An 18,349-nucleotide genomic window follows, 5' to 3' on the forward strand; every position below is an offset into this window, starting at 1 on the left:
TTCAATACCTACCCCCTCCCCCCTTCACTTTTTCCATCCATAGAATCAGCTACTTACATATGGACTTCCGGGTCCACCAATGAATCTAAAGGACTTAGGATTCAAAGTCCTGCATACAAACGTGCTTACGCAATTTTGTATTTACCATTTACTAAACATTCCTTGATCTTTTTGGCGCACAAAATATTAAGGGCGACCGCACCCGCGATCGCCTTTGGCTTTTATCTCCCTAATTCAAGAATAGCGAAAACGGAGGGGTCGTAATGCCAACATTTCGAAATTTGTATTTGGCGTTAAATCAATACTTTGCAGCAAAAATGTTGGAAACACCCCCTTGACAAGGCGTTTTTCAAATTGGGAAAAGGGGAACAGATTTCACCTTTTTGTGCCGATTAGTCTCCTGCTCCACTTCGCCCCGGTGTCTATGAGAGTATGCAACTCCGGTTCTTGATGTTCTTACTGCTCGGCGCTTTGTTACCGGGACAAGACTCGCCACCAAAACCATGCGGAACCAGTCACACCGATACTGCAGACAAATTAACCAACCGCGAATTGAGTCTGATTGTGCGACCAGTAAAGCAGGTTTTTTTGGTTGGGGAGCCAGTAATGTTGAGAATAGAGCTCCGAAATGTTGGTGAACGTTCCTTGTTCGTCAGCAATTATCTTTGGCCGGAATTCGTCGTCATCAACCTAACCCGCGGCACAAAGAAGATCCCACCGCGCTGGTGCGGCGATTCAATCATTCGGAGCCAGTCATATGGGATTGATTCGTTCACGGTTCTTAAACCAGGTGCATCAGTTGTGCGCGAGATAAATATTGCATGTAGCGAACTCGAAGGTCATCCGGGGTATGTCCTTCCCGCGGGTTGGTATAGAGGCTTGGCGGAGTACAGCATGTTTCCGAGAGAGTATTTCGCACCCGCAGCCGGTTCCGTCGTCATCCCTGAAGGCGTAACCAAAGCTCGCACCTTTGCATTTTCCATAACTCCACAGGCCTCTACGGAATCCTTGGACTTGGAACACCAAATAGCCGCGACTACCAACGATGTTGCGCATTGCCGACCTAAGATCGTGAAGAAGGGCTCATTTCCAACAAGGGTCAACTTTCGTCCTGGGGAAAAGAGTTCGGGACGATTGCCGCTCATCGAATTCAATATTCTTAGTTCCGGAAGAGTCGTAAATGCGCAGCTCAAGCAAAGTTCCGGGTTTATTGAAATCGATCGAGCTGCCTTGAATTGGATTTCCACCACAACTTTCAATGAACGCGAAAGCTGCGATGTCACTGAGGCCCAGATAGCTGTCTCCGTCCACTGGCAATAAAGGCGACAAAGGATCGTTGCTTCTACGGAACAGGCATATAATCCCCACACTCGATGTGGGGGTAGACGTGACTTCAGACAGCAACCAGGGGCTTGCCCGCGAGATCGGTTTGCGCGACGGCATCGCGCTAGTGGCCGGGACGATCATCGGTTCCGGCATTTTTATTGTGCCGGCCGTCATCGCACAGCAGGTGCCACAGCTTTCCCTGGTACTGCTGGTGTGGGTGGCAGGTGCGGTGCTCGCCTTCACAGGCGGACTGGCGCTCGGTGAACTGGGAGCCATGTTCCCGTCGGCGGGCGGCGTGTATGTGTACCTGAGGGAGACCTTCGGTCTTCCGGTCGCTTTCGTGTACGGATGGGCGTCGTTCGTCGCGATCGAGAGCGGAGGTGTTGCGGCGCTATCCGCGGCATTCAGCATCTACCTGGGACAGCTTCTTTCGCTGTCTGTTTTCGAGCAAAAGCTCAGCAGCGTGCTGATGATCCTGGTCCTGACGGTCGTGAACATCCTCGGGGTGAAGTTCGGCAAGCAAGTACAGAACGTATTTGCCATCTGCAAATTCGGCGGACTGGCTGGAATGTGCGTGGTACTGCTGACGAACGCGAACCTACCCTTGCTCCGGTCGAATATGGCCGGGCCGGAAGGTGCGTCAACGAACATCAGCCTGTTCGGCGTGGCGCTGCTGGCTGCGATGTGGGCGTATTTTGGATGGCACAACGTGTTGTTCAATACGGGTGAATTCCGCAATCCGCAACGCGACCTCGGAAAAGCATTGGTGATCGGCGTATTGATTGTGACGGCCGCCTATGTCCTGGCGAACCTGGCCTATTACGCCGTGTTGACCGGAGCGGAGGTCTCAGACGCGAAGCGCGTGGCGGCGTTGGCACTGGGAACAGTGCTGGGCCCGAAAGCTGCGTCGTTGCTGGCGTTGCTGATCATGACGTCGGTGATTGGGTCGGCCAACGGCATCATCATGTCGAGTACGCGGATTCCGTTTGCGATGGCCGCCGATGGCATGCTGGTCCCGGCATTGGCACGCTGCAATCCGAATACGAAGACACCGATCCTGGCCATCTCGGCGCTCGGAGCGTGGGCGATGGTGCTCGCCTCGGTGGGAAGCTTCGCGGAGCTGATCGAAAGCGTGGTGTTTACGTCGGGACTGTTTTTCTCTCTGGCGGTGATCGGAATGATGAAGCTACGCCGGACTCAGCCTAATCGCGTGCGTCCATTCGTGGCGTGGGGATACCCCTGGCTGCCGGCCTTGTTCGTCGTCGCGTACTTCGGACTTTTCGTGAACACGTACATCACGAATCCGAAGGGTTCGTTGATCGGCACGGGACTGGTGTTGCTGGGAGTGCCGGCGTACTACGTATTCAAGGCGATCAACGCGCGGACGGCGGTACAAGAAGTGGCGGCGGATTAGGTTTCTAATCGCCGCAATGCGGCGAGCACAGACAAGAATGTCTGTGCCACACTTCTTAATCCAAATGCCTGTGGCCACATCTCACATGTCTGTGGCTCGCTATTGAATCTCGCACACAGTCTGGCATCCGGGTGACGGCACCTGCACCTTCAGGAAATCGCTCACTCGCTTGTAATGGTCGATGACGTTTTCCCACTTGCCGAACGAGTGACCTTCATCTTCGTAGATTTTCAACTGCACCGTTCCGCCGCGTTTCTTGATGGCATCGGCAACCTGCTGCGCTTCTGAAGGCGGACAGCGCGGATCGTTTTCGCCTGCAATGAGAAGCAGCGGGGCCTTGATGCGATCTACAAAGTTAATGGGCGAACGATCTTCCCATAGCGCCTTGTTCTTCACAGGATCGCCCATCGCGACCAAGTCGGACTGCTGGATGGCGGGGTCTTCGTGCTCGAACTCGGTGAACCAGTTCACGAAGGGGACGATGGCAACTCCGGCAGCCCACATTTCCGGCGCCTTGGTTACGGCCATCATGGTGAGATAACCGCCAAAACTACGCCCCATGACGATCATCTTTTTGGGATCCGCGTAACCGGTCTTCTGAATGAAATCCATCGCAGCGAGATTGTCCTGAAGATCTCCGCCGCCCATGTCGAGGATATTGGCGCGTTCGAACTGCTTGCCATAGCCAGTGGAACCGCGATAATTCGGCGCAACGACAATGTAACCCTGGTTCAGGATGTATTGCATGAACGGATTGAAGCCGTTGAGGGTTTGGCTGTTCGGGCCGCCATGGATCCAGAGAATGGCGGGATAGGTGTTATTACGCCCGATGTTGTACGGCATATAGACCCAGGCGGAGATGGTGAACTTGCCATCACGACTAGGGTAGTGAACAAGGTAGGGCCGCACCATGTCGTTAGGATCGAGGGAGCCCGACATGGAGTTGGTGAGTTGCTTCGATTGCCGGGTTGAAAAGCTGTAGGTCCAGATGTCGTTGGGTGCGTTGTAGCCTTCGTGACGATAGAGGAGGCGGGTGCCATCTTTGCTGAAGGCTGTCGTCGATCCTGCGAGGCGACTCACACCGGCCGCGAGGGGAAGCTTTTCGGCTTTCTTCGTGGCGATCTCATAACGGTAGATATCGATGACCCCGTCGGTGTTCGCGGTCCAGGTGATGAACCTGCCGTCGGGCGAAAAGTCACCGCTAAAGACTTCCCACTTTTCGTGCGTAATCCAATCGGGCTTCTTCGTTGCGATTTCCAGCAGGGCAACGTTGGCGAACCCGTTCTGCGCGTCGGAGGTGATGAGGAGGTGCTTGCCGTCAGGTGAAAACGATGTCGCTTCGAAGAGCTTCGCGCCTTCATGCGGGGTGAGGTTCGTCGATTTGGCCGTCGCGACTTCGAGCAGGAAGACGTTGGAATCATCACCGGCGGCGTTCGCTTGCGTGTAGGCGATCCACTTGCCGTCCGGAGACCAGATCGGATGGGAGTTGGACAGTTCCTTCGGCGTGCCGGTAGTGAGGTTACGGACCTTGCGCGTGAGAACGTCGAGCAGCGCGAGTTCGTTGGTGGGTGAGGTCTTCGGCTTAATGAGGAACGCAAGTCGGTGGCCGTCCGGCGACCAAACGGGTGAACTCTCGGCAATGTGAGGAGTGCGCGTGAGTTGCGCAACCTCGCCGTTCTTCGGCGACACCATGAAAAGGTCCCACTGCTCGTTGCCGCCGTAATCGGACTGATAGGCGATCCAGACCCCATCCGGAGACCACGCGGGTTTCGACTGACGCTGGTCGCCGATGGTGAGTTGCTGTGGCCACCCACCACTGGAGTCGACGGTCCAGAGATTTTCGCGTCCGCTCAGGTTCGAGACCACCACGACTTTCTTCCCGTCCGGCGCCCACGAACTGGCGCCGATTTGCCGTGAAAGGAAGAATCGTTCGAGAGAATAGTTGGCCAGGTCTGGCCGCATCTTCGCGATTACGTTTTCAGGATTGGTCTCGGCCTGAGGCGGCGTGAGCGTTTGTGCGAAGGAAAGGGAACTGAGCAGTACGACGACGAAAAGGCCTTTGCGGAGCATCGGCAGAAAGTGTACCGAATCCCGCGCTGTTCGGCGATTACTTGGCGCCTTTGTGTTGCTCGACGGTGCTCCAGGTTTTGTCTTCGGCGTGGCAGACGGTTTCGAGTGGACACTCCACGCACTTGGGATTACGCGCGACGCAGAGGGACCGCCCGTGATGAATGACCTGGTGCGAAAACAGGATCCAGTGGTCTTTTGGGATGACCTTCATGAGGTCCTGTTCGATTTTCGGTGGATCGTCGGCGGCGGTGAGTTCAAGCCGGCGGGAGATCCGGTGGACGTGCGTGTCAACGACGACGCCTTCCGCTATGCCGAACCAGGAGCCGAGCACGACATTGGCGGTTTTGCGAGCCGCGCCAGGGACGGTGAGCAGTTCCGCCATCGTTTGCGGGACCTTGCCCCCGAAGTCGTTCACGATTTTCCGCGCCGCACCGACGATGGATTTGGACTTGTTGCGAAAGAATCCGGTGGACTTGATGTCGGGCTCAAGCTGCTCGGGCTCAAGCGCGGCAAAGGCTTGCGGTGTCGGATATTTCTTGAAGAGCACCGGTGTCACCATGTTGACACGCGCGTCGGTGCACTGCGCTGACAGGATGGTGGCGACCAGCAATTCCCATGCGTTCGAATGAGTGAGCGCGCAGGTGACTTTGCCGTAGCGGTCGTCGAGGCGCTTCAGGATCTCCTGCACGCGTTCAGGAGCAACCGGGTTGAAGCCCTTCGGAGCGCGGGCTGCTTTGGCCGACTTCTTCGCCGCACCGGGAAGGGCAGAGTCCTTTGGCTGCCTGGCAGGCTTGGCTTTCTGCGCAGAGACGAATGTCTGCGCCACGTTCTTCTTTGCGCCTTCATGGCGGCCGGATTTCGCCGGCTGGCGGGTGATCATGCCTTTGGGCATTAGCCAAGCCTCTCGAGCATTTCTTCCGGCGTGACCTTGAGCGCGGTGAGCCGTGGCGAGTCGTGCAGGATGAATACGGAGTTTTCAACCTCGCGCAGGCGCATGGTCATATCGACTACATCTTCCGGACGATCCGTTTCTAGAGCGATGACAAATTCGTGATCGTCGAGTCCGAAAGAGTAGATGGTATTCATGCGAACCGACCTGAATTCGCCGGCGGCTGAGATCTGCTCGTGTACGATGCGCTGGCGATCTTCAAACGGGCGTCTGTACCATTCGCGCGTCTTGGCGAAGGGGAAGACGATGAGATAGCGCTTGCCGCCTGGCTTGATGTATCCGCGAAGGGAGAGGTCATTTTCGTGTTCCTGCCCGATCAAGTACTGGGAACGCTTGGTGGTTCCGAGAAAGGAGTGGGTCACTTCCAGGTATCCGCCGAGCTGGGTGCGTATGAGATCGGTGTGCGCGGCATTCAGGCAATCGAGCGAATAACAAATGCGCCAGAGCATGAAATCGCAGTCGGCGCGGAAGCCGGAGGTGGAATAGGTGAGAATGCCCATGTCCTCGTTGCACCAGCGCTGCAGGACGCGAGCGACTTCTTCCTTGTGGTCACGACGCGCGTCCATGGAGAGGCGCCGCCATTCCGGCTGGATCTTGAAGAACGAGAAGTTGACGAATTGGCGGCGAGCTGGAGAAGTCTTGTCGTGATCGGCCATTTGAGTTGCCCGAAATCGGGATTTTAGCAGACCGGAGTTACCGGCGCGGTACGCCATCCGGTATGCATTGACCTCATGTACGATGCCGTTTAACCTGCTCTTAGACATGGCAGTGAAGTCAATTCAGCTCGGGCAAGTCTGGCGTCACGATGCCGACTCCCAGAACTACCTTGTCACCAAGGTGTACAACGAAGTATTCACGCAGTATGCCATTCTGCGCCGCGCCGATTCCACGGCAGCCAGCGGCGATACGACACGGGTGAAAGTGCAGCGCACCAACGAGGGCGTCACTTTATCCGGTTATACCTTCACGCAGGATTCGGAAGAATTTTAGGGAGCACCGGCAGTCGTCTGCGATCAGAACCCAGGATCTTACTGCTCCAAGGCGACATGCTGGGTCGAGAAGCATTCCAAGGTAAGTAGATGATAGCGAAAATCATTGAAGTACTTAGCGGCTTCATTATTGCCGTCATTTCTTCGAGCGGCTATTTCGGAGTGATGATCCTGATGGCGATCGAGTCAGCGTGTATCCCGCTGCCGTCGGAGATCATCATGCCGTTTTCCGGCTACCTGGTTTACACCGGGCGCTTCGACCTGTTCTGGGTCGCAACAGCGGGTGCAATCGGGTGCAATGTTGGATCGGTGTTCGCGTACTACCTCGGCTACTACGGCGGGCGTCCGCTGGTTGAAAAGTACGGGCGCTACATTCTGCTGAGCGAAAAAGAGCTGCACTGGGCCGACCGTTTCTTCGAGAAGTATGGCGACTGGGCCGTGTTCATCAGCCGCTTGCTACCGGTGGTGAGAACGTTCATCGCACTGCCGGCGGGCATCGCGCGCATGAAGCAGTTGCGTTTCCACGTGTTCACGTTTGTCGGCTCGTGGCCGTGGTGCTTTGGGCTGGCGTGGGTCGGAATGAAACTCGGCGAGCAGTGGAATAGCGATCCCCGACTGAAGGCGTGGTTCCACCGTTTCGACGCGGTAATCCTTGGGATTATCGTTCTTGGTGCGGTGTGGTTCGTGTGGTCGCGCTGGCAGCATCGGATCAAGGGAACCGCCAGCGCAGAGCCTGTCGATTAACGGGTCGCTTGCGTTCTGAGTTAGTCCTTTAGCGATTTTTTCTGCTCGGTGGGCTGGTCCTTCGCTTCGTCCTTCTTTAGTTCGGGCGGGGGTACAGCGTCGTTGTAGATGGAGCGCGCGATCTTCCAAGAGCCGTCGGGCTGCCGCTTCAGGATACGCATGACGTTGTAGCGGAAGGGATGTTCTTCGCCGCCTGAAAAGGGACGGGTGCGTCCGGTGATCACGCCCCACTCATACGCTGTGTCCGCGATGATGTGCACCTCCTGGAACTGTTCGTCGTAGGCCAGCATTTCCGTGCTCTTCATCTCATCGATGTGTTGCTGGAGCTTTTTCATGTTGGCGTCTCTGCCGACGATAGGCGGTTCGCCGGGGTGGATCATGACGACGTCGTCGGTCCAGAGGGATTGTAGGCGGTCGGCGTCGAGCGCAATGGAAGCTTCGATGTCGCGGGAGTGGAGGTCATTGATGGCCTCCTGGTCCTCGGCAAATTGCTGCTTTTGGGTGGCGCTTGGCGCGGTGCTACGGTGGGCCGGAGCTTTGCGCTGGGCTGTCGCAAGGGGAACGAAGATGGCGAGCAATATGAGCGAATACAGTATGCGGCGCAATGCGGTCTCCTTAGTCAATCTTGATCGCTTTGGTGATGAGCTTTTCGTACACGCGAAAAGGAGTTAGACGCTTCAACCATACCTGCAGATGGGCGTCGTGGCCGATGACGTAGCGGACTTTCGGGTGGGGGTCGTTTGCCACACGAACGACGAGTTGAGCTACTTTGCGGGGATCACCCTTCCTGATTTTCCCGCTGGTGACAAAATCACGAAATCTGCGGGCGCGTTCGATGTTGGGAGATGAATTATCGAATGCTCCCCGGGCGAGTTTTGCGTTCTTCAGCCAGATATCGGTGTCATAGGCACCGGGTTCGATGAGACTGACTTTGATTCCTACACTGCGAATTTCCATGCGCAGCGATTCCGTCCAGCCTTCCAGCGCATATTTTGAGGAGCAGTAGGAACTCAGGGACGGCTGTCCGGCACGTCCTGCAATCGAGGAGATCATGATGATCTGGCCGGATTTCTGCGTGCGCATCGTAGGAAGTGCCGCCCTAGTAACTGAAACGTGTCCGAAGAAATTAGTTTCGAATTGTTCGCGTAATTCTTCGAGCTGGACGTCTTCGGCAAATCCTGCGAGAGGGAATCCGGCGTTGTTGACCAGCAGGTCGATGCGGCCATGATCGCGAACCACCGACCCGATGCACGCTGAAATTGACTCGGGCTTGGTGACATCCAACTGGCGGATATCGACGTTCGCCGCAACCCCTGCCGAGGCAAGCGCCTGATCGAGAGCGGTACGCCTCTCCAGATTGCGCATAGTTGCGACGACGCGGAAGCCGTTTCTGGCGAGTTCCACGGTGCTCAGCAGGCCAATGCCGCTGGAGGTGCCGGTGATGACAGCAACTCTGTTGTTCATGATTCGTGGTTCCCTGATTGGGCAGCTATTGTAGCCCCTAGCGGGATACGTCGGGTGCGGTGTCTCCGGGCACGCGCAGAATGGTGCGGCCGGCGCTGGTGATCTTCACGACTTCACCGGGACGCGGAGAGATGGCATCTTCGTCGCTGGCGGTCTTCTCGCGCAGTTCGATCGAGAGCGAGTTGGTGGCTTCTGCAACCTTCACGCCAAAAGAAGCGCGGTTGCTGAGATCGAAGACGATGCGAGTGATCCCGGGCTTGTAGGCCGAAATGCGAATGCGGGAGACCAGGCCGCCGGAGGTGGGAACCGATGCCCCTTCTGCACCAACGAGATTTACCCCGTACAAATCAAAGTAGACGCGGTTCGGTCCGTTGATGGAGAAACCCTCATATGCCACGCGTCGGGGAAGATCGATGCTGAGTACCACCAGGGAAGGGCTGGCAGCGAGATGGACTGCCTGCGGCAGATTTGCGCTCGGCTTAACCTCTTCCGTGCTGACCGGCTTTAAAAGCGATTCCTCCGCAGGGGTAGCAACAGGCTCGGAAGCGGGCGCAGCCGCATTCATGATGGAAGCCGGGGCTGGCGCTTTCGCAGACGACAGGCGGTTAATGGACATGAACCCGATTCCCGCCAGGAACATCAGGATTATCACGATCGCGATAAGGACCGGAAGACGATTTTCGCCACTCGAATCGGCCTTCGAAGAAGGCTCCTCGAACTCAGCGACGGACTCGTCCACAATGGTGCCAACAAAGGTCGGTTTCGGTCGGTCAGAAACCTCGGCAGGCGTAACCGGCGGTATCGGGACCGCAGCGGCAACCGTTTCAGGAGACTGAAACTGCTCGACTGTTTCCGCCTCACGGTGTGGAGCGGCTGGAATCAAGGACCCAGCGCCAACCTGCATGCGCGAATTGTGCTGGAGCGATTCGGCGATTAGAGCCTGTGTCCAACGCAGAGTTCCGATGTCGCGGTGAGAGAAGTGCTGCGCGCGCGGCGAGAATACGGCCAGAATGCCAATCAGTTTGCCATCGGAGAGCAACGGCAGGTACAGCATGGACTTCACGCCAAGTGCGGTGCACGCGGTGTAATCGACGCGAGGATCTGCCGCGGCGTTCATGCAGATAACGCTCTCGCGAGTACGTATGCATTCGCCGCTCAAGCCGGAGAGGGCATTGAAGCGGGACCCAAGGTTCGGGGCGGAGTTGCCACTGCGCGCTACGCAGACCATCGACTGTTCATTGCCTAATGCGATGGCCGCTCCGGTAGCCTCTGTCAGGGTTTGCGCTCCGGCAACAATGCGTTGTAACGCGGCTGGGAATCCTCGTTGCACGCTGGCCGCAAACTGCTCAGGGGCGAGCGATTGGATCATTGCGGCGGTATCACGCCGCAATTTATGGAATTCCTGCTGGATGGTGTAGGCAAAGCCAAGGAATGCCTGAAGCATGTCCCACTCGTGGGGCGCAGGAACCGCCGTCCGCGAGCGGATGCGATGCAAATCCTTGTTCGAGTTGTACTTGTCGGCCAACGACGATCGCAGCCTGTTCCTAGGAGATGCACCATTATTGGTGAAATGAAAATCCAGTTCAAGCAAGAAGCGCAAAAGTTTTCAACAGGAGGAGGAACTCTGATGTGGTATATTCCGCCTCAAAGCCGAGGCTGAACAATGAATTCTGTTTACGAGTCTTTGCGGGCCCTTCTCCGCACAAAAGAACTGGAAATCAAGAAATTAGAGAAAGAAATCGAAGCTCTGCGCGTGGTGCTGCCCATCGTTGCGGAGGCTGGTAGTGCCGTTCCCGAGCAGGAGCCTGCCACCTCGGGCGCGAAGTTCACCCCTGAAGCTGCTTCCAAAGCCAAGCCCTATACGCCTGCGGAATTTGAGAACGTGATGGCGCAAGCCGCGGCTGCATCGGCCGGATCCATCAACATACCGGCGCCCGACCTCACGCCGAAACCGCGCACCAACTGGCCGTAAATCGGCGAAATTGACCTCTTCCGGCCCAAGCCGTCCCCTAGCGGGACGGCCTTATGCCCGTACGTTACCCCCGTAATTTGAGCAAGATACCGGGAAGCCCTAACATCCCGGTGAATGTCCTATCGAACCGAGGAGCGGACCCGCTTGCGTCTGACGGCCCTGGTATGGGGATCAGACGGCAACGGGCACATGTTCATGGAGCAGGTCCAGACATTGGACATCTCTCCCATGGGCGCAAGGCTGAAGGGTCTTTCGCACCCGGTTTCCACGGGATCGATCCTGGGCATTCAAAACGGCGACAACCAGGGCCGCTTCGAAGTTGTGTGGATTGGCGAAAAGGGAAGCGACCGCGAAGGACAGATTGGCGTCCGTTGCATCCAGATCGGTCGTCAGACCAGGAAATCGATTCTGTACATCGACGATCAGGACTTCGAACTCGAGCGGCGCGTTCCGCTGTTACAGGCTTTTGGTTACGAGCCGCACACCGCGGCTACTGCGCAGGAAGCATTTGATCAAATGAACAAAGTCCACTTCCAGGCTGTCATGGTGGACCAGCCCTTCCCCGGCGTTAACGATGTCACGTTCATCGATCAGATCAAGCGGACACAACCGGACACCAAGATTCTGGTTGTTTCCGCTTTTCCTTCGCAGGTACCGGAACGAGTCGTCGAGTTGGCGGACACTTTCCTGCATAAAGGCGAGAACCAGAACAAATTGATAGCCGCCATCGAGCAGTTGATCGGCCCGGGTCACACCATCAAATGGCCGATCACGCGAACCATCCAACGCTACAAAGTGGTTGTGCCTGTAGCTGTCCGCGTCCTTCGCAGCGGCGTGAGCGTGCAGATGATCGGCACCTCGGTTGACCTTGGCGAAGGAGGCATGGGGGTACAGGTAGCGGGTGGAGAACTCGCAGCCGGCGAAATCATCAACATCGAGTTCTCATTGCCGACGGCGCCGCATCCGCTCAAACTCTACGCAATGGTGCGCCATCGCAAGATCGATCATTACGGAATCCAGTTTGTGGACATCGGCGCTGAAAACCGGCAGGCGATCAGCGATTTGTGCGACGTGCTTGTGCCAATGGATCTCCCCCACTAGATATCCCGGCAGTCATTCACAAAGAACAAGTTCAATGTCAGTGCGATGCGTCACAATGCGCATTCTCGCATTATGGTACAAGTGCATTGCAATTCCGCTCTCAATACGAGAACATAGTCAGTTTGTAATACCAATCCTGCACTGATAGGAATAGTTGATGGCAAATCGGGATAACCTCGGCCGCTCGAAGGCTTCCTCCCAGGGAACTGAGATTGCGCCCGCAAAGGGCAAACTTGGCGTTTTGCTGCCTGGCATGGGCGCCGTTGCTACGACGTTTGTCGCTGGTGTTGAAGCCGTTCGCAAAAAGATTGCAGAGCCCATTGGATCGCTGACGCAGATGGGTACCATTCGTCTTGGCAAGCGTACAGACGCGCGTTCGCCGAAGATCAATGAGTTCGTGCCCCTCGCGAAGCTAAACGACCTCGTGTTTGGTGGCTGGGACATCTTCGAAGACAACATGTACGAATCCGCCACGAATGCGGGCGTGCTCGACTATCGGCTCCTCGAGCAGATCAAGCCTTTCCTGAAAGGCATTAAGCCGATGAAGGCCGTGTTCGATCACAATTACGTGAAGCTGATCGACGGCCCGAACAAGAAGAAGGGCAAGAACAAGATGGACCTCGCGGAACAACTGCGTGACGACATCCGCAAGTTCCGCCGCGCCAACAAGTGCGACCGCATGGTGGCCGTGTGGTGTGGTTCGACCGAATCGTTCATCAAGCCGATGGAGATCCACTCCTCGCTGGCGAAGTTCGAGAAGGCACTGCAGAAGAGCGATCCGAACATTGCGCCCTCGATGATGTACGCGTATGCCTGCCTGAAAGAGCAGGTGCCCTACGCGAACGGCGCGCCGAACCTTTCGACCGACATTCCGGCGATGCTCGAACTGTCACGCGCGAACGAGACGCCCATCTGCGGCAAGGACTACAAGACCGGCCAGACGCTGATGAAAACCATCCTGGCGCCGGGCTTCAAGGCACGCTTGCTCGGAATGAACGGATGGTTCTCGACGAACATCCTCGGCAACCGTGATGGCGAAGTGCTGGAAGATCCGGGTTCCTTCAAGACAAAGGAAGAATCAAAGCTGTCGGTGCTCGAGTACATTCTGCAACCGGAGCTTTATCCGCAGCTTTACGGCAACATCACGCACAAGGTGAAGATCAATTATTACCCGCCGCGTGGTGACAACAAGGAAGGCTGGGACAACATCGACATCTTCGGATGGCTCGGCTATCCGATGCAGATCAAGGTGGACTTCCTCTGCCGCGACTCGATCCTTGCGGCGCCGATCGTTCTCGACCTGGTCCTGTTCATGGACCTGGCGCAACGCACCTCCACGCTGCGTGGAATCGGTATCCAGGAATGGTTGAGCTTCTACTTCAAGTCGCCGATGACGGTGCCGGGACTGTATCCGGAACACGACCTGTTCATCCAGTTAATGAAACTGAAGAACACGCTGCGTCACCTGAAGGGCGAGGAACTGATTACCCACCTCGGACTGGAGTATTACGACTAACGATTACCTTTTCCGAAACCCCTGCCACACGCAGGGGTTTTTCTTTTGTAGGCTAGAGTTAGCAGCATCCGAAACGGAGGATGCGTCTAAACAGCGGCGGCAATGGATTGGGAGGAAAGATTGAAACAATTCTGCGTAGTGATGCTACTCATCTGTCTTGCGGCGGTTGCGGCAATGGCGCAGGAGGGCAACGTGGCGATTGGCGTCAGCACCACGATGTCGCCGGGGCCATCGCAGGCCGTCATGAATTCAGGGACGTATTACGCACCCACCATTGGGGGCGGCTCGTACATCAATTTCAGCGGCGATTTTCTTATTAAGAAGAACTTTGGCGTGGGAGGCGAAGTTGCCTGGCGCGCCAGCCAGAATCTGTATCAGGGATATCAACCATATCGCCCGTTTTATTACGACTTTTACGGTGTCTACGCGCCCAAGTTTGGGAAGTACTTCGGAGTTGAAGCTCTGGCCGGAATCGGCGCGGAAAGCGTCCGCTTCTACACGAATTACTACAACTGCAGCTATTTCGGCGGTTGCACGAATTACGTCAGCAGCAATCACTTCATGGGCGTCTTCGGCGGCGGGTTGAAGTTTTACCCCACTGGCGGAAACTGGTTCATCAGGCCAGAAGTCCGGGTGTACACGGTTCGCAATAACGAGGAATTTAGCAGCGGGCGCGTGGTTAGGTCCGGAGTGTCGATCGGATACACGTTTGGCGGCTCGAATTACTAGAGAAGGTGTCCCACTTGTACCGTGACATCTGCTGAGCACCGGAACGCGTCTAACCCCAGGTGGAGTGAGGAGACTGGGGATTGCGACGGACTGTTGTTGCGCGCAGTGCCGCGGAGATGTTGCGGCTTCGGGATCGCTGGGAAGAGCTGGACGAACTGAACCCGTGTACGACGTTGTTCCAGTCGTTCGCCTGGAATATTGCTGCCGCGCGCCTGTTTGCGGAACGGGAACATCCAGAGGTTATCTACTGCGAAAATGATAACGGAGCAGCTTTGCTGCCGTGTGCGGTGGCACAGCGGACCGGCCAGTTGACCCTGCTGGGCGAATCGCTGTTTGACTATCGCGATGTTCTCGTAGCAGGTGACGAGCAAGCGTTGCTTGACGCCTGGGAGTGCGCCGCCGAAAAGGGGCTTGATTTCTCGGCCGGAGCGCTGAGGAGCGACGCCAATTTCGGCTTTTGGCGCGGCTTCGAGACCAGCCCGTTTTACGGAGCGCCACGCGTTTCGCCGGCGCAAATTTCAAACGATCAGTTTGCTTCCGAACACAGTCGGCTCGGACGATGGTTCCGCAAGTTGGAGAAGATGGGTGCGACCTTTCGAGTCCATCCCGGCACGAATTCGCAACTCGTGCGCGAAATCTATCAACACAAAGCGGAGCAACCTCCCGGGTCGGGCGACAACCTCTTCTCCGATCCATTGCGGCAGCAGTTCATGGTGGAAGTCTGTGCCGAGCCTGCAAGCCGGTGTGAGATATTCACCATGGAATCTGCGGGAACGCTCGTCTCCGCGCTAGTGACATTTGTGGACCGGAATGTCCGGCGCTTCTACACCATCTACTTCGATATGTCTTGGGCGAAATATTCGCCGGGCATGTGCCTGGTGTTTGAGGTCACGCGGCGCTCGTTAGCCGAAGGGCTCGAATGCGACTACATGACGGGAGAGCACGGGTACAAGACACGACTGGCGACATCTGTGGTTCCCATGTACTGGGTGCAAGCCTCGGCATCGCGGGTCGCATTGCTCGGGCAGCCGGCTACGGCGACAGAAGTGCCAAGCGCCGCTTAGAGCCGCTTCAGAAAGTTTTTCGCGTCTTCGAGGTGCGGAAACAGTTTTTCTTCTTCCTGAAAATCTTTCGGATGAACGCAGCGGCGACTTCCGCGAAGCTTTACGGGATGCTTCAGATGAAGCATCTCGTGATAGACGATGTACTCGGTCACGTAGCGGGGAATTCGCAGATGGTCGAAGACGCGGCTGATGACGATTGCGTTGTGAGCCGGATCGTAGTGTCCGAGCATGTTTCGAGCGCTCGATTGGCTCCATGACATCTGCGGACGCGCCAGCAGCCCGAAGAAAAATCGGGCATTCAGTTCGTCGAAGATCTCGTTCAGGTCATACACGTTTCCGGCGGGATCTTCGATTTTCTTTCTGCCGCGCATCTGGCGAAGCAGGTGTGCCTTGTCGGTAATCGCCCGGCTGCTGATGTAGCGGCGATAACGCGTCGCGTGTTGAGGATGAATGTCTTTCCGGTAGATCTTCGCGATGAGGATGTGCGCAATCGCGTGCAGGACGTTCTCCGGCGCGGATTCCAGCAGGTCGGAGATGCGGAAGAGCAGCTTGCTGTCTCTGAGCCGCACTGTATTGTTGATGTTGGCGAAAGGGAAGAAGCGGACCTCGATCTCCGGCATCGCAGCACGCGGCCGAAGTTCACGATAGGCTCTCTGGAAAATCAGGACAGGCCCCGAGGTCACGAAATCAGATTAGCAGAAGTGCGGGCGAACTCAACGTCGAGCCTACTTCTTCTTGCTTAGCGCTGCGTTCTGCTCTTCGAGGGTTTTCTTTGCATCGTCGAGGCTGAGGCTCACCGCCTCGATTGCGTCCTGCAATGCGAAGCTATAAAGCTTGTAGATGTCCGCATTTTTGGGATCTTCTGCAACGCTCTTGATTCCCTGCAAACGCGACACGAACTGGGTTTCGGCGGTAACGACCTCGTTCAGCGCTTTGCGGAGGTCCGAACTCTTGCTGCTGTAGTCATCTACGTTGTCGTCGAGTTCGTCCACGATGGAACGGAAATCCTCAAGGGCGTCGTGCATTTTCTTGCCCCGATCGCCGGACTTGGGCTCGGTCTGTACGCGCTCGATGGTGTCCAGACGCTCCGTCGCATACTTCACCAGAAGCTTCATGCGCTTCAAGGGTTCCTGGGCGACCTCGCGCAAGTCGTCAGATTCCTTGTCGGTAAGCGGGTCGCGGTGCTGCGCCCATGCCGAAGCAACGATCAGAGACATACAAAGAAATGCGAGAACAAACCTGGGCCGGATCTTCATTTGCGAAACATCCTTTCGAGCAGCTTTGTCCGAAGCGCGTCGATGCGTTCTTCTCCAGTTTTCAGAGGCTGGCGATCGTCGAACGCCCACGAGCGGCTGAGTTCTGCCATGCGGTCTGAGATCTTACGAAGACGAATCTCGACCTTCTTCAGGTCCTTGCCGGTATCAATGGCGGACTGCGCCGCGATCTCGCTGGAGCGCAAAGATTCTTCGACCATCTTGCGGGCCCTGTCAACATCTGACCCATAAACTTGGTCGGCAGCCTCAAGTTGACGGCGCGAGAGTTCGCTGTAGAGGTCGGGGCGCTTCTTCGGTTCTGCAGCCTCCGCCTTGGCCTTCAACTGCTCGATCGTCTCCTCTTTCGCGAGCGCGATGATCGTAGTGCCGAGAAACAGTGCCAGGAGAAATTTCTTCATCTTCTACTTCTTGGGTTCGATGGCCAGAATCCGTTGCCGCGCCTTCCATTCTTCGTTGGGAAACTTTCCGTCCGCCGCCGCCAGGAATTGCTTGTAGTTCGCGATCGCCTCTTTCGGAGCCCGCAGGTGATCGTACGCAGTTGCGCGTAGATAATACGTTGCCGGCAGCTCCGGGAGAAACTTCGCGCGTGCGTCCAGCGCCTGGATAATCAGCGGATAATTCTTGTTCTCGGATGCCGCGATGGCAAGATCGGCGTAAATCTCTCCGGACCGCGGGTTCAACTTCGCGGCATTCAGCAACGCGGCTTGCGCTTCGGCTGGGCGTTTCTGGCCCAGCATCGCCAGCCCGTACCAGTGGTGAAGCTGAGGATCGTTCGGGTTTGCCCTGAGAGCCGATGCCAGATGCGGCTCGGCGTTCTTATAGAGCTTTTGCCCAATGTAGATGCCGATGATCTCTTTCTGAGCTTCCAGGTCGCCGGGTTTGGCTTGCAGGCCCTTTTCGAATTCCGCTGCCGCTTCGTCTGATTTCTTTTGTGCCAACAGCAATCGTCCAAGCTGCACGTGAGCCGTGGCATTGTTCGGATTCAGGCTGATGTATTTCCTCAACGGCTGTTCCGCTTCGGCGAACTGGCCGAGTTTGCTGTAAGCGTTGACCATGCCAGCCCATGCTTCGGTGGAATTCGGGTCCAGTTCGGAGGCGCGGCGATATTCAAGGGCCGCATCGGCGAAACGCTGTTGCTGTTCCAGCAGCAGGCCCGCGGAGAGGTGCGGTTCCGCGTCAGTCGGTTTCAGCTTTCCGGCATTTTGAAAGGCTTCAATTGCCTCGGTGGGCTTCTTGTCGCGCAGCACTTCACCGAGCGAGAGCCATGCGCGATACCAGCCTTCCTCGGCCTTGCCGCTGGGCTTCAGCTTGGTCGCAGCGAGAAGGTATTTCTCCGCATCCGGCGAGTTGCTTCGGGCGAGCAAGATTCCCAAGTTCAGCGTTGACTCGAATATCTGCGGGTTAGCCTCGGTGGATTTCCGATATGCCTCAATGGCTTGCGGCGTTCGCCCGGTTTCGTTGTAGATGAAGCCCAGGTCAAACCAGGCACGATAGTTCTGCGGATTCTTGTCGACGACCGTGAGCAGGTCCTTTTCCGCTGCCGGATAATCTTTCCGGTCCATGGCGGCCTCGGCCTGTCTTAAAGCGGGGGTAAAGACCGGATCTTCGACTTCCTGCCGATGCTTGCGCACGGTCTTACCTGACTGCTGTGCGAAGGCGGGGCTTTCGCCGACAACCAAGGCAAGGATCAGCAAGTACAGGGAATAGCGCAATGTCATCCTGAGTTAAGTGTCTCTC

Annotated in this window: 19 protein-coding genes; 9 read left to right on the plus strand and 10 right to left on the minus strand. The window is 56.6% G+C overall.

Going from position 1 to position 18,349, the window contains the following annotated elements; translation table 11 throughout:
* Nucleotides 1-450: 450 nt before the first annotated feature.
* Both VN577_06985 and VN577_06990 read left to right on the plus strand, forming a co-directional pair.
* A complete protein-coding gene (locus tag VN577_06985; protein HWR14555.1) occupies nt 451-1,320 on the plus strand; it encodes an energy transducer TonB in 870 nt (289 codons plus the stop codon).
* Between the two features lie 67 nt (nt 1,321-1,387).
* The gene (locus tag VN577_06990; protein HWR14556.1) at nt 1,388-2,740 is read left to right on the plus strand and encodes an amino acid permease; all 1,353 of its coding nucleotides are present in this window, start codon (nt 1,388-1,390) and stop codon (nt 2,738-2,740) included.
* Between the two features lie 99 nt (nt 2,741-2,839).
* Here VN577_06990 and VN577_06995 read toward each other — a convergent pair whose 3' ends face one another.
* From VN577_06995 to VN577_07005, 3 genes are read right to left on the minus strand one after another with little or no spacing between them, the layout of a single operon-like run.
* Entirely contained in the window at nt 2,840-4,810 is a 1,971-nt protein-coding gene (locus VN577_06995) for a S9 family peptidase (protein HWR14557.1), read from the minus strand.
* Between the two features lie 37 nt (nt 4,811-4,847).
* Nucleotides 4,848-5,702, minus strand: coding sequence for an endonuclease III (gene nth / locus VN577_07000; GenBank protein ID HWR14558.1), 855 nt, complete (start codon nt 5,700-5,702; stop codon nt 4,848-4,850).
* Nucleotides 5,702-6,523 (minus strand): chlorite dismutase family protein, encoded by an 822-nt coding sequence (locus VN577_07005; protein ID HWR14559.1) that lies wholly within the window; start codon nt 6,521-6,523, stop codon nt 5,702-5,704. The genes nth and VN577_07005 overlap by 1 nt, the downstream gene beginning before the upstream one ends.
* On the opposite strand from VN577_07005, the gene VN577_07010 reads away from it, so the two are divergent.
* Both VN577_07010 and VN577_07015 read left to right on the plus strand, forming a co-directional pair.
* Nucleotides 6,522-6,749 (plus strand): hypothetical protein, encoded by a 228-nt coding sequence (locus VN577_07010; protein HWR14560.1) that lies wholly within the window; start codon nt 6,522-6,524, stop codon nt 6,747-6,749. The two genes, VN577_07005 and VN577_07010, sit on opposite strands and share 2 nt — an antisense overlap.
* An 89-nt stretch (nt 6,750-6,838) precedes the next feature.
* Nucleotides 6,839-7,492 carry a DedA family protein gene (locus VN577_07015; GenBank protein ID HWR14561.1) on the plus strand — a complete coding sequence of 218 codons (654 nt, stop codon included), beginning with the start codon at nt 6,839-6,841 and terminating at the stop codon, nt 7,490-7,492.
* 20 nt (nt 7,493-7,512) lie between these two features.
* On the opposite strand, the gene VN577_07020 is transcribed toward VN577_07015, so the two are convergent.
* The 3 genes from VN577_07020 to VN577_07030 are packed head-to-tail and all read right to left on the minus strand — an operon-like array spanning nt 7,513 to nt 10,400.
* A complete protein-coding gene (locus VN577_07020; protein ID HWR14562.1) occupies nt 7,513-8,097 on the minus strand; it encodes a nuclear transport factor 2 family protein in 585 nt (194 codons plus the stop codon).
* Nucleotides 8,098-8,107: 10 nt separating this feature from the next.
* Nucleotides 8,108-8,956 (minus strand): SDR family oxidoreductase, encoded by an 849-nt coding sequence (locus VN577_07025; GenBank protein HWR14563.1) that lies wholly within the window; start codon nt 8,954-8,956, stop codon nt 8,108-8,110.
* Between the two features lie 37 nt (nt 8,957-8,993).
* Nucleotides 8,994-10,400, minus strand: a complete 1,407-nt coding sequence (locus VN577_07030; GenBank protein HWR14564.1) for a GAF domain-containing protein — start codon at nt 10,398-10,400, stop codon at nt 8,994-8,996.
* A gap of 219 nt (nt 10,401-10,619) precedes the next feature.
* Between VN577_07030 and VN577_07035 the strand changes: the two genes are divergently transcribed.
* The 5 genes from VN577_07035 to VN577_07055 all read left to right on the plus strand — a co-directional run bounded on the left by VN577_07035 (nt 10,620) and on the right by VN577_07055 (nt 15,338).
* A complete protein-coding gene (locus VN577_07035) occupies nt 10,620-10,928 on the plus strand; it encodes a hypothetical protein (protein HWR14565.1) in 309 nt (102 codons plus the stop codon).
* Nucleotides 10,929-11,072: 144 nt separating this feature from the next.
* Nucleotides 11,073-12,029 carry a response regulator gene (locus VN577_07040; protein HWR14566.1) on the plus strand — a complete coding sequence of 319 codons (957 nt, stop codon included), beginning with the start codon at nt 11,073-11,075 and terminating at the stop codon, nt 12,027-12,029.
* A gap of 157 nt (nt 12,030-12,186) precedes the next feature.
* Complete coding sequence (locus VN577_07045) at nt 12,187-13,545, plus strand: inositol-3-phosphate synthase (GenBank protein ID HWR14567.1); 1,359 nt, start codon at nt 12,187-12,189, stop codon at nt 13,543-13,545.
* Nucleotides 13,546-13,665: 120 nt separating this feature from the next.
* On the plus strand, nt 13,666-14,274 hold the full coding sequence (locus tag VN577_07050; GenBank protein HWR14568.1) for a hypothetical protein: 609 nt from the start codon (nt 13,666-13,668) through the stop codon (nt 14,272-14,274).
* Nucleotides 14,275-14,354: 80 nt separating this feature from the next.
* Nucleotides 14,355-15,338: a GNAT family N-acetyltransferase gene (locus VN577_07055; GenBank protein ID HWR14569.1), complete on the plus strand. Its 984-nt coding sequence runs from the start codon at nt 14,355-14,357 to the stop codon at nt 15,336-15,338.
* Here the strand turns inward: VN577_07055 and VN577_07060 are convergent.
* The 4 genes from VN577_07060 to VN577_07075 form a co-directional block, all read right to left on the minus strand.
* A complete protein-coding gene (locus tag VN577_07060) occupies nt 15,335-15,958 on the minus strand; it encodes a hypothetical protein (GenBank protein HWR14570.1) in 624 nt (207 codons plus the stop codon). The genes VN577_07055 and VN577_07060 overlap by 4 nt on opposite strands.
* Before the next feature lie 105 nt (nt 15,959-16,063).
* Nucleotides 16,064-16,594 carry a hypothetical protein gene (locus VN577_07065; GenBank protein HWR14571.1) on the minus strand — a complete coding sequence of 177 codons (531 nt, stop codon included), beginning with the start codon at nt 16,592-16,594 and terminating at the stop codon, nt 16,064-16,066.
* The gene (locus VN577_07070; GenBank protein HWR14572.1) at nt 16,591-17,010 is read right to left on the minus strand and encodes a hypothetical protein; all 420 of its coding nucleotides are present in this window, start codon (nt 17,008-17,010) and stop codon (nt 16,591-16,593) included. Before VN577_07070 ends, VN577_07065 begins: the two co-directional genes overlap by 4 nt.
* Nucleotides 17,011-17,013: 3 nt before the next feature.
* Complete coding sequence (locus VN577_07075; GenBank protein ID HWR14573.1) at nt 17,014-18,324, minus strand: tetratricopeptide repeat protein; 1,311 nt, start codon at nt 18,322-18,324, stop codon at nt 17,014-17,016.
* Nucleotides 18,325-18,349: the final 25 nt, after the last annotated feature.

The organism is Terriglobales bacterium (assembly GCA_035561515.1).
Lineage (GTDB): Bacteria > Acidobacteriota > Terriglobia > Terriglobales > Acidobacteriaceae > DATMXP01.